Source organism: Streptomyces pratensis, assembly GCF_037137275.1.
Classification (GTDB): domain Bacteria; phylum Actinomycetota; class Actinomycetes; order Streptomycetales; family Streptomycetaceae; genus Streptomyces; species Streptomyces pratensis_B.
Genome location: NZ_JBBBEN010000091.1, coordinates 63,608 through 77,393, shown reverse-complemented (window position 1 = coordinate 77,393; position 13,786 = coordinate 63,608). Strand labels below are relative to the sequence as shown.

Annotated in this window: 11 protein-coding genes; 2 read left to right on the top strand and 9 right to left on the bottom strand. The window is 74.5% G+C overall.

Annotated elements, in window-relative coordinates; translation table 11 throughout:
- Positions 1 to 295: 295 nt before the first annotated feature.
- Positions 296 to 1,300 (top strand): helix-turn-helix transcriptional regulator, encoded by a 1,005-nt coding sequence (locus V9U70_RS16480; protein ID WP_336675992.1) that lies wholly within the window; start codon positions 296 to 298, stop codon positions 1,298 to 1,300.
- A gap of 96 nt (positions 1,301 to 1,396) precedes the next feature.
- Here V9U70_RS16480 and V9U70_RS16475 read toward each other — a convergent pair whose 3' ends face one another.
- Both V9U70_RS16475 and V9U70_RS16470 read right to left on the bottom strand, forming a co-directional pair.
- Positions 1,397 to 1,651 (bottom strand): hypothetical protein, encoded by a 255-nt coding sequence (locus V9U70_RS16475; RefSeq protein WP_336675990.1) that lies wholly within the window; start codon positions 1,649 to 1,651, stop codon positions 1,397 to 1,399.
- The gene (locus V9U70_RS16470; RefSeq protein ID WP_336675988.1) at positions 1,648 to 3,120 is read right to left on the bottom strand and encodes an amidohydrolase; all 1,473 of its coding nucleotides are present in this window, start codon (positions 3,118 to 3,120) and stop codon (positions 1,648 to 1,650) included. The genes V9U70_RS16475 and V9U70_RS16470 overlap by 4 nt, the downstream gene beginning before the upstream one ends.
- 195 nt (positions 3,121 to 3,315) lie before the next feature.
- Between V9U70_RS16470 and V9U70_RS16465 the strand changes: the two genes are divergently transcribed.
- A complete protein-coding gene (locus V9U70_RS16465) occupies positions 3,316 to 3,492 on the top strand; it encodes a thiazolylpeptide-type bacteriocin (RefSeq protein ID WP_003968635.1) in 177 nt (58 codons plus the stop codon).
- 66 nt (positions 3,493 to 3,558) lie between these two features.
- On the opposite strand, the gene V9U70_RS16460 is transcribed toward V9U70_RS16465, so the two are convergent.
- The 7 genes from V9U70_RS16460 to V9U70_RS16430 all read right to left on the bottom strand — a co-directional run bounded on the left by V9U70_RS16460 (position 3,559) and on the right by V9U70_RS16430 (position 13,778).
- The gene (locus tag V9U70_RS16460) at positions 3,559 to 5,517 is read right to left on the bottom strand and encodes a TOMM precursor leader peptide-binding protein (protein WP_336675987.1); all 1,959 of its coding nucleotides are present in this window, start codon (positions 5,515 to 5,517) and stop codon (positions 3,559 to 3,561) included.
- Positions 5,514 to 6,269 carry an ABC transporter permease gene (locus V9U70_RS16455; protein WP_336675986.1) on the bottom strand — a complete coding sequence of 252 codons (756 nt, stop codon included), beginning with the start codon at positions 6,267 to 6,269 and terminating at the stop codon, positions 5,514 to 5,516. The genes V9U70_RS16460 and V9U70_RS16455 overlap by 4 nt, the downstream gene beginning before the upstream one ends.
- Before the next feature lie 100 nt (positions 6,270 to 6,369).
- Positions 6,370 to 7,311 (bottom strand): ABC transporter ATP-binding protein, encoded by a 942-nt coding sequence (locus V9U70_RS16450; RefSeq protein ID WP_336675985.1) that lies wholly within the window; start codon positions 7,309 to 7,311, stop codon positions 6,370 to 6,372.
- 27 nt (positions 7,312 to 7,338) lie between these two features.
- Positions 7,339 to 8,439 carry a M50 family metallopeptidase gene (locus V9U70_RS16445; protein ID WP_336675984.1) on the bottom strand — a complete coding sequence of 367 codons (1,101 nt, stop codon included), beginning with the start codon at positions 8,437 to 8,439 and terminating at the stop codon, positions 7,339 to 7,341.
- Complete coding sequence (locus V9U70_RS16440; protein WP_336675983.1) at positions 8,436 to 9,488, bottom strand: lantibiotic dehydratase C-terminal domain-containing protein; 1,053 nt, start codon at positions 9,486 to 9,488, stop codon at positions 8,436 to 8,438. The genes V9U70_RS16445 and V9U70_RS16440 overlap by 4 nt, the downstream gene beginning before the upstream one ends.
- Entirely contained in the window at positions 9,485 to 12,178 is a 2,694-nt protein-coding gene (locus tag V9U70_RS16435) for a lantibiotic dehydratase (protein WP_336675981.1), read from the bottom strand. Before V9U70_RS16435 ends, V9U70_RS16440 begins: the two co-directional genes overlap by 4 nt.
- Before the next feature lie 13 nt (positions 12,179 to 12,191).
- Positions 12,192 to 13,778 carry a nitroreductase family protein gene (locus V9U70_RS16430; protein WP_336675979.1) on the bottom strand — a complete coding sequence of 529 codons (1,587 nt, stop codon included), beginning with the start codon at positions 13,776 to 13,778 and terminating at the stop codon, positions 12,192 to 12,194.
- Positions 13,779 to 13,786: the final 8 nt, after the last annotated feature.

Genomic DNA, 13,786 nt, shown 5'->3' with positions numbered 1-13,786 from the left:
GGGTACCGTACGCCGCCGTCCGTCGCGCCGACACGCCCGCTCGCCGCCGGTCGCCCACCGTTCATCTCCGCATCTCACACAGTTGGGTCCGAGATCCTCACAGGAGTGATCCCACCGTCTACTCTTTTGCCAACCCTTGCACGAACAGGTGCACCGGACGGCACCACGGCAGGACCAGCGCACGGGCGGCAGCACAGCCACAGGCACGGGTGGGGCGACCGGCGGCCGCAACCAGTGCCGCGGGGCGATCCCTCGCGGTGCACGGCCACAGCGGCATCAGGCATCGGGGGCGTACGTGGACGAGAACGAGATGTCTGTCTTCGGGGTCCCGGAGGCCGAGGAAGAGATCTACCGGCACTTCCTGCGCAACCCCGGCACCAGCGCCGACGACCTGCACCTCCTGCTGCACTCCCGGCCCTGGGACGCCCGTGCCCGGATCGCCCGGCTCCAGGAACTGGGGCTCCTGCACGCCGAGGACGCGGAGCAGCGGATCTTCCCCGCGGACCCCGAAGTCGCCCTCACCCGGCTGGTGGACCTGCGGCTGCACGCGCTCCACCAGGAGCTCCAGCGCGTCACCCGATCGCGCCACGTCATTGACGGTCTACGCGCGGAGCAGGCGGCCCGTACGCCCCCGCCGCAGGGCATCGAGCAGCTGGAGGGGCTGGCCCAGATCCGCAACCGGATCGACGACCTCGCCTTCTTCGCCCGCGACGAGATCCTCTCCGTGGAGCCCTACGCCAGGCTGTCGGCGGAGAACATCGCCCGCTCCCGGCCGCTGGACCTGCGCTGTCTGCGGCGCGGGGTGCGGATTCGCAACGTCGTCTCCAGCGTCGCACTCCAGGACCCGCCCACCGCCGCCTACCTGCGGGAGCTGGCCGAGCACGGGGCGGCGATCCGGGTGACGGCGGACACCACGGAACGGCTCCTCGTCTACGACCGCCGGGCGGCGCTCGTCCCGTTGGACCCGCGCGACACCTCCCGGGGGGCGCTGGTCGCCCACCGCAGCGGCCTGGTCTCCAACATCATCGCCCTGTTCGACCGGATCTGGGAGCAGGCCGACGACCTGCCCCCCGCGGGCGGCGGGGAGGGCGGGGACGACCCGGCCGTGCCCGCCCCCTCCGGCATCGAGCGCCGGGTGCTCGTCTCCATGTGCACCGTGGGCAAGGACGAGGCCGGGGCGCGGGAGCTGGGGGTGTCGGTGCGGACCTACCGGCGGCACGTCGCGGACCTGATGCAGACGCTCGGCGCGGCCAGCCGGGCGCAGGCCGCGCTGCTGGCCCGCGAGCGCGGCTGGATCTGACCCGGACCCCGCCCCCGCGGTCCACCGGACCGCCCCGGGCCGGGTCCCCGGGCCGGGGGCAGGCCTGGAGCCGCCAGGAACCGCCCGGCCCGCCCCTCAGGGCCCCTCGGTCCAGCCGCGCAGCGCCGTGTCCGCCAGCACGCAGGACACCGCCCGCCGCACCGCCGACGCGTCCGTCGCCCCGGCCAGCTCGACCCGCAGGGTCACCCGGTCCCGTCCGACCTCTGGGTGGCAGGCCCAGTGCCCCGGCAGCAGTCCCAGCAGCCGTACGACGGTGGTCCACCCGGTCGGGGCGGCCCGGTCGCGGCGCACCACGACGACATCGGCGACGCCCGCCCGCCCGGGGCTCATCGGGTCGCCTCCGTGTCCGTGTCGGCGTCCGTGCCCGCGTCGGGCCCCGGGCGCAGCGCCTGACGGGCCGCCGCCGCCAGGGCGGTGATGCCGACGGGCAGGGCGGTCGCGACGTCGGGAGCGAAGCCGGGGGCGTGGTTGGGCGGTACGGGCTCCCCGCCGGCGCGGGCGGCCCGCCAGGGCCCCGCCCCGGCGGTCCCCAGCATCCAGTACGCCACCGGCACGCCCCCGGACGCGAAGTGCGGGACGTCCTCGGTCGCCGCCGACGCCGAGAAGTCCAGCACCCGGCCGGGCCCCAGGAGCCTCTCGTGGGCCCCGCGCACCGCGGCGGTCAGGCCCGGGTCGGGGCACAGGGCGGGCGAGCGGGCGGTGACCGTGAAGGCGGGGGCGCGCGGAGCGCCGGACGCGGCGGCCTCGGCCCGGAGCACGCGTTCGGCGGCGGCCGCCAGCCGGTCGAGCGCCGCTTCGGTGAACGCGCGGATGGTGAGCGAGAGTTCGGCGCTGTCCGGGGTGATGTTCCCGCGCTCGCCGGCCCGGACAGAACCGACGGTGAGCACGGCCTGTTCGCCGGGCGCGGTCGTCTCGGCGACCACGGACCGCAGCCGCAGCACGGCGGCGGCGGCCATCAGGACCGGGTCGAGGTTGAGGTGCGGGGTGGCCGCGTGTCCGCCCCGGCCGTGCAGGACGGCCTCGACGGCGACGCTCCCCGCCATCAGGGGCGGGCCCCCGGCCGGCGCGTGGGCCAGCGTGCCCGCGGGGAGCGGGGCGGCGTGCTGGGCGAGGACCGCGTCGGGGACGCCGAAGCGGTCGTACAGCCGGCCGTCCTCCAGCATGGCCCTGGCCCCGGTCAGGGTCTCCTCCTCCGGCTGGCCCACGACCAGGACGGTGCCCCGCCAGTCGGCCCGGGAGGCGGCGAGGAGCGCCACCGCCCCGGAGACCGCCGCGAGGTGCAGGTCGTGCCCGCAGGCGTGCATGACGCCGGGCACGGTGCTGGCGTACGGCAGCCCGGTGGCCTCGGTGACGGGCAGCGCGTCGAGTTCGGCGCGCAGCAGCACGGTGGGCCCCGGCCCGTTGCGCAGCACCCCGACGACGCCGTGGCCGCCGCCCACGGAGCGGGTGACCGTACAGCCGTGGTCGGTGAGCCGGGCGGCGAGGCGGCCGGCGGTGCGGTGCTCGTGGCCGGAGAGTTCGGGGTGGGCGTGCAGATCCAGGTAGAGCTGGAGGGCGTCGTGGAGCAGGGGGCGGGGCAGAGCCGTGGGCGGGCCGGGCGCCCCGGGGCCGCCGGCGTCGCGGCGGTGGCCGTCCGGCCCCCGCACGCCGCTCGTCGTACGGCGCTCGCCGACGGGCCCCGGTGCGTCGCCCTTCGCGCGGCCGTCGCCGTCCGGCCCCGGTCCGCCGCCGCTCGCTCCGCCCCGGTCACCGTCCGTGCCGTCGTCCCCGTCGTTCGCCGGTGTCGCCGCTGTGACCACTTCGCACCTCATCTCTCTCCGTGAGCCTGATCCGTACGGCTGTCAGCCGCCGGGCCGTCGCGCTGTCACCCGGCGTCAGCGAAGTGACAGCGAAACCGCGGCCGATCTGACAGCGGCCGCCCCTGCAATGGACGCAGCACCGGGAACACCGGGCCGGAGCCGCCGGCCGGTCCCCACGAGACCAGGGAGAACACCATGGCCCCCAAGACCGAGCTCGCCACCCTCGCCGACGAGATCCTGGAGCTGGAGTCGGAGACCTTCGAGATCTCGGACTACTCCGACGCGTCGGAGGTCGTCCTCGCCGGTTCGACGTCCTGCTCCTCCACGTCGACCTGCTCCAGCACCACCAGCACCACCTCCTGCAGCGCCTGACGTCCAGTCCGCCGCGTCGGCGCGCCGGCCCCCTCCGCCCACCGGAGGGGGCCGGCGCGTGTGGCGTCACGGGAACGGATGCGGGGCGGCCTTGATCTCCGCCTCCGGCAGGTCGTCCTCCCGCCGCCCCGCCGCCCGCAGCGCGGTACGCAGCCGGGGCATGGTCAGGGCCCGCTGCCGGGCCCAGCCGAAGTCCAGCGGCAGCAGCCCGGGGACGAGGGTGGACACCGTGTGCAGGCCCATCCGGTGCTGCTCCGGCGTGGTCTGGTCGACGGCGATCACGTCGTACCCCGCGTCCGTCAACCGGGCCCGCAGCAGCCACAGATCGTCGAGCAGGTCGCCGGTCCGGGGGCGCAGCGGCTGCCAGGTGGCGAACGCCTCCTCCAGTGGGAGGACGTCGACCGGGTCCAGGTACTCGGCGGCGTACCGGGTCATCGAGGGCAGACCGTAGAGCTGGGCGTGGTCCTTGAGATGCAGCACCTTGCCGAAGTCGCGCTCCATGGCCTCCAGTTCCGAGCGCCGCTCGGCCACCTGGTAGGGCAGGTGCGGGATGTAGGTGAGGACTTCCGACAGCGCCGCCTCGACGGTGCCGGCGGGGTCGAAGCCGGCCGCCGCGCTGAAGGAGAGCGTGCCGGGACCGCCGTCGCGCCGCACCGCGAGGGCGGTGACGACGGGGACCGCCAGGTCCATCCGCGTGTCGAAGGCGTGCACGTCGTAGCCGTGCAGCGCGGCCCGGTCGAGCATCGAGCGCACGGCGGGCGTGGTGCCGGTGGTGAGGTCGATCCCGGTGAGCCGGGCGCGGCCGTACCAGGCGAGGAGGAAGGCGTCCCGCTCGACGAGTTCGAGAAGCCCGAAGAGAATCGCCTCCTCCAGGCTGCCGCCGGTCGCGCAGCCGTTGGAGCACTCGAAGACGAAGTTGTCGGCCTCGACCCCGGCGCTGTAGTGGGCGAGCCGGGCGGGGACCAGGACGGGCCGGTCCTCGCGCAGGGAGTGGCCCCAGACCCATGGGATCGCCCGGTCCGGGTCGAAGGGGCTGACCAGGTGGTCGGCGGCGTACGTCTCGGGGGCGTAGAAGCCGCAGTCCGCGGGGTTCAGGGCCTGCCCGGCGAGGTTGGCGTAGGAGTCCACGACCGGTGAGGCGCCGCGGCGGCGGTGGGTGCCCGCGTAGCGTTCCAGGCCCTCCAGGTGGGCGAGGGTGCGGCTGGTGGCGTACCGGTTGGCCTGGCCGCTCCAGGTGACGTCGTTGAGCCCGGCGTATCCGCGCACGAAGTGGGTCCCGGCGACCGGGGCGGTGGTCGTGGAGGCGGGGTTGATCCAGGTGTCGGAGCCGAGCGCCCCGCAGACCGGGTTGGCGAGGGCGGCGGTCGGCAGGGGGTAGGAGTCCAGGGAACGCAGCCGGTAGCCGTCGGGGTCCGGTTTCGGGGCGGGCGCCAGCTCCATGCGGGCCGCGTCGGCGGTGTCGGGAACCTCGTGCACACAGGCGGGGCAGAGCGGTTCTGGCAGCAGCGGGAAGGTGGCCGTGGCGAGGGTGACGAGGTCGACCCGGGTGACGCGGGGCAGCGCCCGGTCGGCCGCGGTGGCCTCGGGGAGGGAGCGCCGGCCGGGCAGCACGGCCTGGTAGGCGGCCCAGACGGCGTCCACCGCGTGGTCGGTGAGCACCGGCCAGTGCACGGCTCCGTGCGGCGCGAAGCCCAGTTCCAGGGCCTCGCGCTCGGAGCGGCTGCGCAGCCGCTGCCAGCGCATCGCCAGGCACTGCCCGCAGGCGGTTCCGGTCCCGCCGCCCCAGGGGCCGATCAGCACGGCCCGGGAGGTCAGCTGGACGTTGGCGGCGGGGCGGGCGTCGGCGTACGGGTCGGGGCAGCCGAAGCCGAGGGTGTCGGCCGCCCCGAGCGGAACGACGTAGGGGGCGGGCAGCTGTTCGGTGGGGCGGAGGCGGGCGTGGCGCTCGGTCAGCGCGGACTGGAGCCGGGCGCGCCCGGCGTCGAGCGGGGCGGGGCGGGCGGTCGGGGTGGTGGTCGTGGTCATGACTTGTCGCTCCAGCGGAAGGTCTTCAGCGCCACCGCGCCGAGGACGAGGGCGAATCCGGCGAGCACCGCGCAGGCGACGCCGATGTCCTTCAGGGAGCCGTCGCCGGTCAGGGCCCCGGAGACCCCGTCGTTGAGGTAGCGCAGCGGCAGGACCCGGGAGAGGCTCTGCATCCATCCGGGCATCGCGTCCAGCGGGAAGAACGAGCCCGACAGGAACGCCATGGGGATCATCAGGCAGTTGGCGACGGCGGCGACCGCCTCCGGGGTCCTGGCGTAGCTGCCGACGATGACGCCGAGCGCCAGGAACGCGGTGATGCCGAGGACCAGCACCGGCAGGGCGAGCGGCCAGCGGCCGTCCAGTTCGAGGCCGAAGGAGGGCAGCAGCGCCACGGCGACGAACAGCACGGCCTGGACGGCTCCGATGCCGAGTGCCAGGACGTAGCGGGAGGCGAGGACGGCGGAGACGGGCGTCGGCGTCATCCGGATCAGCCGGAGGATGTCGTCCCGCCGCCACTGCATGAGGACGAACCCGACGCCGAAGACGGCGGCGTTGCCGACTCCCCAGGACAGGACGCCGGGCGCGATGTAGTTGATGTAGGGCTTGCCGCTCTCCTCGACCGTCTGGCCGTGGAAGATCAGCCCGAAGACCACCAGGAAGATCAGGGGGAAGGCGAAGGTGAAGAAGAGGGTGGTCCGGTCGCGGGTGTAGGCCCGGTATCCGGCCTGGCTCAGCGCGGCGTAGGCGCTCATCGGGGTGTCTCCGTATCGCTGGGGGTGGGGCGGGCCGACGGTTCGAGGGCCTTACGGCTGCGGGGAGGGCGTTGCGCGGGCGGGGGGCGTCGCGTGGGCCTTACGGCTGCGGAGCGCCGGCGCCGGTGAGGTCCAGGTAGACGTCTTCGAGGCTCGCGGTGCGGGTCTGCACGCCCTGGAGGCCGGTGATCTGGTCGAGCGCGGACAGCACCCGGCCGGAGGCCAGGGTCTCCAGCACGATCGCCCCGCCCTCCTCGCTCGCCCGGTCCACGCCTTCGATGGCACGGGCCCGCTCCAGCGTGAGGCGGCCCGCCGGGACGACGAGGCGGGTGGTGGGGCTGGAGGCGGCGATGAGCCGGCCGGGGCTGTCCAGGGCGGCGATCCGGCCGGCGACCATGATCGCGACCCGGTCGCACAGCGCCTCGGCCTCGTCCAGGTGGTGGGTGGTGTAGACGATGGTCCGGCCCTCGCTCCGCAGGCCGCGCAGCACCTCCCACAAGGAGCGGCGGGCCTGCGGGTCGAGGGCGGCGGTCGGCTCGTCCAGGAAGATCAGCTCGGGGTCGTGGACCAGGGCGGAGGCGATGGCGAGCCGCTGGCGCTGGCCGCCGGACAGGTCGTCGACCCGGGTGGAGCCCTGCTCTGTGAGGCCGACGGAGGCGAGGGCGCGTTCGGCGGCGGCCGCGTCGCACCGGTAGAGGGCGGCCATGGTGGCCAGGTGCTCGCGGGCGGTCAGGCGGACGAAGAACGCGGAGGCCTGGGTCTGCACGCCCAGCCGGGGCAGCAGCGCGGTGTTGCGGGGCCAGGGGCTCTGGCCCAGGACCGTCACCGTCCCTGCGTCGGCCCGGCGCTGCCCCTCCATGATCTCGACGACCGTCGTCTTGCCCGCCCCGTTGGGGCCGAGCAACCCGAAGAACTCGCCGCGCCCGACGGTCAGCGAGACGCCGTCGACCGCCCGGGTGGCGCCGTACGCCTTGTGGACGTCGTCCAGGACGACGGCGGCCGTGGGGTCCTGTGCCGGGCGGGAGGAGGGGGTGGGGGTCATGGAACTCTCCTTGGAGGGGGGGGGACATCAGGTCGTGAGCAGGTGGTGGACGCCCACGACGACCGCCGCGGCGACGGCGGCGAGGACGAGCAGGGCGCCGGCCCCGTAGGCGGTGTAGACGGCCTTGGCCCGGCGCGGGTAGGCCGCCGCCCGCGGGTCCCGGCGGACGGCGAGCCGCAGGTAGGAGCCGGTGGACGCGGCGAGGCCGGTGGCTCCGGCCAGTTGGCTCACGATCTTGTAGCCGTCGAGCGGCGGCAGCGGCACGAGCATCGCGAACGCCTGGACGCTGCCGAGGAGCAGCAGGGCGGCCAGCGCGTCGCGGGTGGCGTCGTCGAGCGGTGCGAAAAGCCACAGCGCGCAGAAGGGGAGCAGGAAGACCAGGTTCATGACCGCGCCCGCGGCCGCCGTGGCGATGCGGTGCCGACGGCTGCCGAGATACGGGTAGTCGTCGACGGTGCAGTACATGATGACGGCGGGCAGCCGCCACCGCAGTCCGATCTCCGCGACCCGTCCGCCGAAGTGCCGGGCCACCACACCGTGCGCGAGTTCGTGCAGGGCGGTGCTCAGCCACAGCAGGGCCGCGATGCCGGTCAGCAGCACCGGGTTGGTGAGCATGTGGCGTACCGCGAGGAGGAGTTCACCGGACCGGGCGACGACGACCGCTTCCATCGCCAGGACGAGCAGCAGCAGCGGCGCCGCCCAGCCGGGCGACAGCAGGAAGCCCACCGCCCGGTGCAGCCCGGCGGTGGTGGCGTCCGCGTCGGCCACCAGCCGCAGGGTGCCGCGCAGCAGGGTCCGGGGCGCGGGCTCTGCCGCCGCGGCGGGAGCGGCGGGCGTCCCCTCCAACAGGCCCCGGGCTCCGAGCAGGGCCAGGATCTGCTGCCAGTGGGGGTCGCCCAGCCGGCGCCCGTACTGCTTTGCGTAGGCCGCGCCGATCTCCTCGACGCTCCGCTCGCCGTCCATCCGGGCGATGAGGAAGTGCTCCTTGGGCCCGACCTTGAAGGAGTTGCCGCTGTCGGGGTCCTTGATCAGGTGGACGGTGGCGGGACCGTCGAGCAGCCCGTCGCTGAGCAGCACGCGCGGCCGCAGGGCGGGCCGGTAGCCGGCGAGGGCCCCGGACGCGCTCACGCGGACTCCCCCAGCACCCGGCCCAGGACGTGGCTCAGGTATGCCTCGTCCTGGATGGTGACATGGAGCCGGTTGTTCGTCATGTGCATGTACGGGGAGAGGAGCAGCGGGAGGGCCGCGGCGGGGTCGGTGACCCGCTCGTCCCTCTCCCCGTCCCAGGACCGGAAGACGAGGTCCCCGTCCAGGGCCAGTCTGCGGGCCCGGTCGCGGAGTTCGGCGCAGTGCGCGGCCCACCCCGCGAGGGAGCCGGGCAGCGCGCCGGGCCCCGGGGCGTCCGGCCCGGTCGCGGTGGCGGCGCGTATCCGGTCGAAGCGGTCGCGGAGCCCCTCGGCCGTCCGGGCGTAGTTGCGGTCGTACTCGTCGGTGCCGATGAAGCCGGTGCCGGGGAACGCGCGGTGCCAGAACGTGTAGTAGTCGCTCAGGTAGCCGGTCAGTTCGCCCTTTTCGGGCAGGAAGGTCGAGGAGATCACCATCATCCACTGGGCGGCCGTCCCCAGGAGCACCGTGCGCAGATGGAGGTTCTTGGTGGCCAGCGCGTCGATCACCAGATCGCTGGAGTGCCGGAAGTGCCACTCGGCCAGCTCGATCCCGGCGGGCCCGCCGTACTTCCCGAACTCCGGTTCGTAGGGCTCGCGGTGACGGGAGTTGTTGGGGCGCAGGTTCATCCGGCCCCGCTCGTCGGTGAAGTGGCCGCGTTCGCCGCCGGGGAACTCGATCTCGAAGAGGGTGTTGTAGAAGTCGTTGAGGAACCCGGAGTCGACCTCGTACAGGGCGGGCCGCTCCGCCAGGAACGCGTCCACCGCCTGTTCGGTGCGGCGGGCCACCTCGGGCTCCGCGGCGGGCGACGAGGGCTTCAGGCGCAGCCGTACGTGGGGCCCCTCCAGCCAGTAGTTGATGAAGAAGTACCCGGCGAGCAGCCCTTCCTCCTCCAGCTCCGCCACCAGCGGACGGACGCAGTGCAGGAGGAAGGGGCGGGGGTTGGCGGCGTAGAAGACGTGGGTGGCCTGCCAGGCACCGGCGGCCGTCGCGGTGGTCACGGGGGGTGTCATGAGGTCCTCCTGCGGGCGGGTACGGCCGTTTCCACGGCCAGTTCGGCGACATGGCGGCCGTGGCCGGAGACGGTGTGCAGCGCGTCCTCGTCCGGCAGCATCTCCCGGAGGACCACGCGGGCCCCCGGGGTCTTGATCAGCGCCTCGAAGGCGGACAGGGACAGCGTGCTGTCGAAGTCGAGGTACTGCGGCTTGGCCCCGGTGGCGCCCCGGGCCCCGGTGTCCGAGACGGTCGCGAAGACCCGGTCGGGCAGGCCGTGGGCGCGCCGGAACGCGTGCCATCCGAGGAACCACTCGTCCTCCGGGGTCCCCGGCCGGAGCAGCGGCAGCACCGCGGCCGGCGCGCTCCAGCTGCGCCGGCTCAGCACGAGCGAGCCGTGCCGCACCCGGGGCCGCCCGGTGACCCCGCCGTGCGGCTCGCCCTCGGGGACGCCCGCCCACACGTTGAGCGGGGCCATCGAGGTCGGGGAGAGCATGAGCAGGGTGCGGGGCAGCTCCGGCAGGGCCAGCGGGACCAGGTAGCCGAGGTAGACGGGGATCACCTCGCGGTCCAGCCGGACCGAGCGCAGGACGAGCCGGTCGGCCTCTGCGTCGTGGACGAGGTACAGGTCCTCCAGCGAGAGCTGGAACCGCTCTTGGAGCGTGCCGCGTTCGCCGGGGCAGACGATCTCGTACGGGAGGAGCCGTCCGTGCAGGTTGAGGTTGCTGGTGACCGGGCCGCCGGTGACCTCCGCGAGGACCGCGCCCCCGGGCACGATGGCGTCCGTGTCGGCGAGCAGCCGTTCGTCGAGCCCGTCGAAGAGCTGGGTGAACCGGCTGAAGGGGAACGACACCCCGCCGTAGGACCGGTTGAGGACGACGAGCGGGTCGTCCGGCCGGTCGGCGATCTGGACGTGGTGGCTCATCGGCGTGAAGGCGGGCGCGATGCCGTCGAGTTCATCGGCGACCGCGTCGAGGAACGCGCCGTCGATCCGCACCTCCGCGGCACCCGGCTCCGCCTTCTCCCACAGCGCGCCCATCCGGGCGGTGAAGGCGCGGCGGGCTTCGTCCAGGGCCCGCAGCCGGGGCAGCTTCAGCCAGTTGACCTCCGGCACGTAGACACCGTCGGCGTCGTAGGCGGTGCGGGTGGCGGTGAACGTCATGTACTGGTCGAAGAAGTCCTCGTGGAAGTCGTGGACCAGCTTCAGCAGGTCGTCGCAGCGCCCGCCCCGCCCGTACCGGGCCAGGAAGAAGCCCTGGAAGGTGATCCGCTGCGGCAGGGTGAGGTCGAAGGCGGGCAGCACCCGCTCGACCGCCGCCAGCGGCCCGGCCGCCAGCTCCCGCCAGGCCACCGGGTCCAGCTCGGCGCCGCGGCCCGCCGCCGCGTCCTCGTACAGCAGGGTCTGCGGGACCTTGGCCCGCTCGGCCCCCAGCTCCTCCTGGACCGTCCGCAGCCCCGCCCGCACCGCCTCCAGCAGGGCGCGCCGCTCGTGCGGGGCGGCTTCCGCGAAGCGTCCGATGTGGGCGGCGGGCTCGTCCAGCCGGTCCGCGAGCCGGTCGGCCCACGGGCGTTCCAGGCCGCGCAGCGCCGCCTGGAACGCGCCCAGCGGGTCGGTGTCGTGGACCTCGGTGCGCAGACACGGCACCTGGACCATGCCGACGTCCAGGAGCGCCCCGAGATACTGCTCGCACTCCTCGCGCGAGGCCCCGCGGTCCTGCTCCAGCCAGGCCACCAGCTCCCCGTACCGGAGGGCGCCGCGCTCCTCGAACAGGCTGAGCAACCGCTCCAGGGTGCCGCTGCGGCGCAGGAAGAACAGCCGGTCCTTCACCGCGTCGAAGGTGACGGCGGTGTCGTCGTCGCCCGCGGTGACCCAGCGCCGCACATAGCGGACCCGGTCGTCGTCCCGCCCCCAGCCGGAGGCGAGGGCGACCGGCAGGTCGGCCCGGCGGGCCGGGTCGGCGATCACCGCGTCGACGAGCCGGCCCAGCGCCACGACGTTGAGGCGGACCTGGGTGCGCCACTCCTCCTCGACCTCCACCCGCAGCCCCTTCGAGCCGCCGAGGGTGCCGAGGGCGACGCCGGTGAACGTGGAGAAGGGGCTGGTCTTGCAGGCGGTCCGGTAGAGGTAGGACAGCAGCGAGCGTTCGATCTTGCGCTGCTTCTTGTCGGGGCGCGCCCCGGCCCGTGCGGCCTTCTCGCGGTAGACGTCGAGCTGGTCGTCCAGGGTCGGCGAGGCCAGCAGCAGCCCCTTGCGGAGGCGCTCGTGACCGGCGAGCCGGGCCAGCTCCTCGCGGCTGCGGCCGGTCTCCGCGGCCAGCAGGGCGGCCCCCGCCCCGCGCCGCTCGTCCAGGGCGCGCCGCCCGGTCAGCCAGTGGGCCAGGGCGGTGGCGGCGGCCGGGTCCAGAGCCCGTACCCGGTCGAGCGCGCTCCTCGCGGAATCGGGATCGGGCAGCCGGTTGTTGAAGACGTCCCGGCGCAGCTTCAGCAGGGCGCGGCGCAGCGGTTCGTCGTCGCTGCCGCCGATCAGCCCGTGCAGCCGGTCGCCGGTCTTCTCCGCCAGCAGCGCCAGCTGTTCGGTGGCGTCCAGCACGTCGTCGGCCCAGCGGCGGCTGTCCGGGCAGCGCAGGGACCGGACGCTGTCGACGGGGAGCCCGGCGACGCGCAGCATGAAGGCGGGCCGCGTGACGGCGAAGTTCACGGTGTCGCTCATGGTCGGCGCCCCCTCAGGCGATCTCGTAGCGGAAGTCGGCGGGGGCGGGGCGCTCGTTCCCGACCATCATGATCAGCAGGGGGGCCTCTCCGGTCCCTTCGAGGCCGAGTTCCTCGATGTAGGAGATGTTGTCGAAACCGAGCGCGACCCCGCAGCCGAGGTCCGCGGCGGCCGCGGCGGTGTAGACGGACTGGGCGATGGCCCCGATCGTGGCGTTGACCAGCCGGTATCCCCGGTCGCCGACCGCGTCCAGGACGGCGGTGGTGCGGACGGTCGGCACCAGGACGGCTCCGGCCTGCTCCAGGTTGTAGTTGGAGAGGAAGTAGTTCCGCTGGAGGAACTCCCCCGGCCTGCCCTCCTTGACCCTCCTCAGAGTGCGCGCCCCGGGGTCGTAGGCGTACGAGCCCGGGGCGAGCCCCTCGACGTGGTTGACGAACGCGTACAGCTTCGCGAGCCGTGCCCCGCCGGTGTCCCCGCCGAGCCGCGACCCCGCGGCAGCGGCGGCCAGGCAGGCCGCCAGCCGGTCGCCGGTGACCGGCCTCTGCGCGTCGAACCGGCCGAAGCTGCTGCGGCGGGCGCGCAGGGCGGTGCGGACGTCGGCCTCCAGCGGCCGGGCCGGCGGCAGCACCGCCTCGGGGAGCGCGGGGTCGGCCGGGTGCGCGGCGGCGGGGTCCAGCGCGTGGGGGGCGGGCCGGGCGGCGGCGTCGGCAGAGGTGGCCTCCTGCATGCGGAGCAGCGCGTCGAAGGAGAGCACCGTCCTGGAGCGCTCGACGTCCTTGCGGCGCACCCGTGCGGAGGCGGCGCGGGCCGCCCCGGCCGGGCGCACCGAAGAGCCGGCCCACTTCAGCGGGACGACGGCGAAGACGCCCTCCTCGCGCGGGTCGACCCCGAGCAGGCCGGCGAGGCGTTCCTCGTCGAACCAGAGCGCGGGCTCCACGGCCAGCCCCCGGGCGGCGGCCCACATCCGCCAGGTCTGGAGGCAGGCCCCGAGGTCCATGGAGACAGCGTGGAAGGAGAAGCTGTTGTACTTGAAGGAGTTCTGCCAGTACTTGACGCCCAGCACCAGGTACTGGTCGGTCTCCGCGCCCGGCGCGTCCTTCCCCAGCGCCTCCCGCACCTGCCCGGAGACGTCACCGGTGAGCAGCCGCTGCATGGTGTGGTGGCGGGTGGAGTAGTAGTGCACGCCCGGCGCCACGGGCCCGCTCGGCCCGGACACCCAGTGCACGCTCACCGGGTAGAGCCCGCCGCCGGACGCGGAGCCGCGCGACCAGTTGGCCAGCGGATAGAAGGGCAGCGCGTTCAGGTCAGTGTTGGCCTGGACGCCGAGGCGGCGGCCGGTCAGCCCGTAGGAGTCGCGGAGCATCCCGGAGAGCGAGGAAAGGTCGAACGCCGCGCCCTGCCCGCCGCCGTCCCCGTGCAGGCCCCGCTCCAGCGTCGCGTCGGCCGGGTAGGGGGCGTCGGGCAGCGGGAAGGCGTCCACGCCCGGGTAGAACTTGGCCTTGCGGGGGCCGTCCTGCCAGTTCGGCACGTAGTCCGCGGGGTCCATCGGGACCCGGCCGCGATGCATGATCGCGTCGGCGTATTCATGGGCGTATCCCATGGCGAGCT

Excerpts from the sequence above, each read along its gene's own strand:
- V9U70_RS16460 (WP_336675987.1), bottom strand. The coding sequence starts at position 5,517 with ATGACCACGACCACCACCCCGACCGCCCGCCCCGCCCCGCTCGACGCC.
- V9U70_RS16430 (WP_336675979.1), bottom strand. The coding sequence starts at position 13,778 with ATGGGATACGCCCATGAATACGCCGACGCGATCATGCATCGCGGCCGG.
- V9U70_RS16435 (WP_336675981.1), bottom strand. The coding sequence starts at position 12,178 with ATGAGCGACACCGTGAACTTCGCCGTCACGCGGCCCGCCTTCATGCTG.
- V9U70_RS16450 (WP_336675985.1), bottom strand. The coding sequence starts at position 7,311 with ATGACCCCCACCCCCTCCTCCCGCCCGGCACAGGACCCCACGGCCGCC.
- V9U70_RS16475 (WP_336675990.1), bottom strand. The coding sequence starts at position 1,651 with ATGAGCCCCGGGCGGGCGGGCGTCGCCGATGTCGTCGTGGTGCGCCGC.
- V9U70_RS16440 (WP_336675983.1), bottom strand. The coding sequence starts at position 9,488 with ATGACACCCCCCGTGACCACCGCGACGGCCGCCGGTGCCTGGCAGGCC.
- V9U70_RS16465 (WP_003968635.1), top strand. The coding sequence starts at position 3,316 with ATGGCCCCCAAGACCGAGCTCGCCACCCTCGCCGACGAGATCCTGGAG.
- V9U70_RS16455 (WP_336675986.1), bottom strand. The coding sequence starts at position 6,269 with ATGAGCGCCTACGCCGCGCTGAGCCAGGCCGGATACCGGGCCTACACC.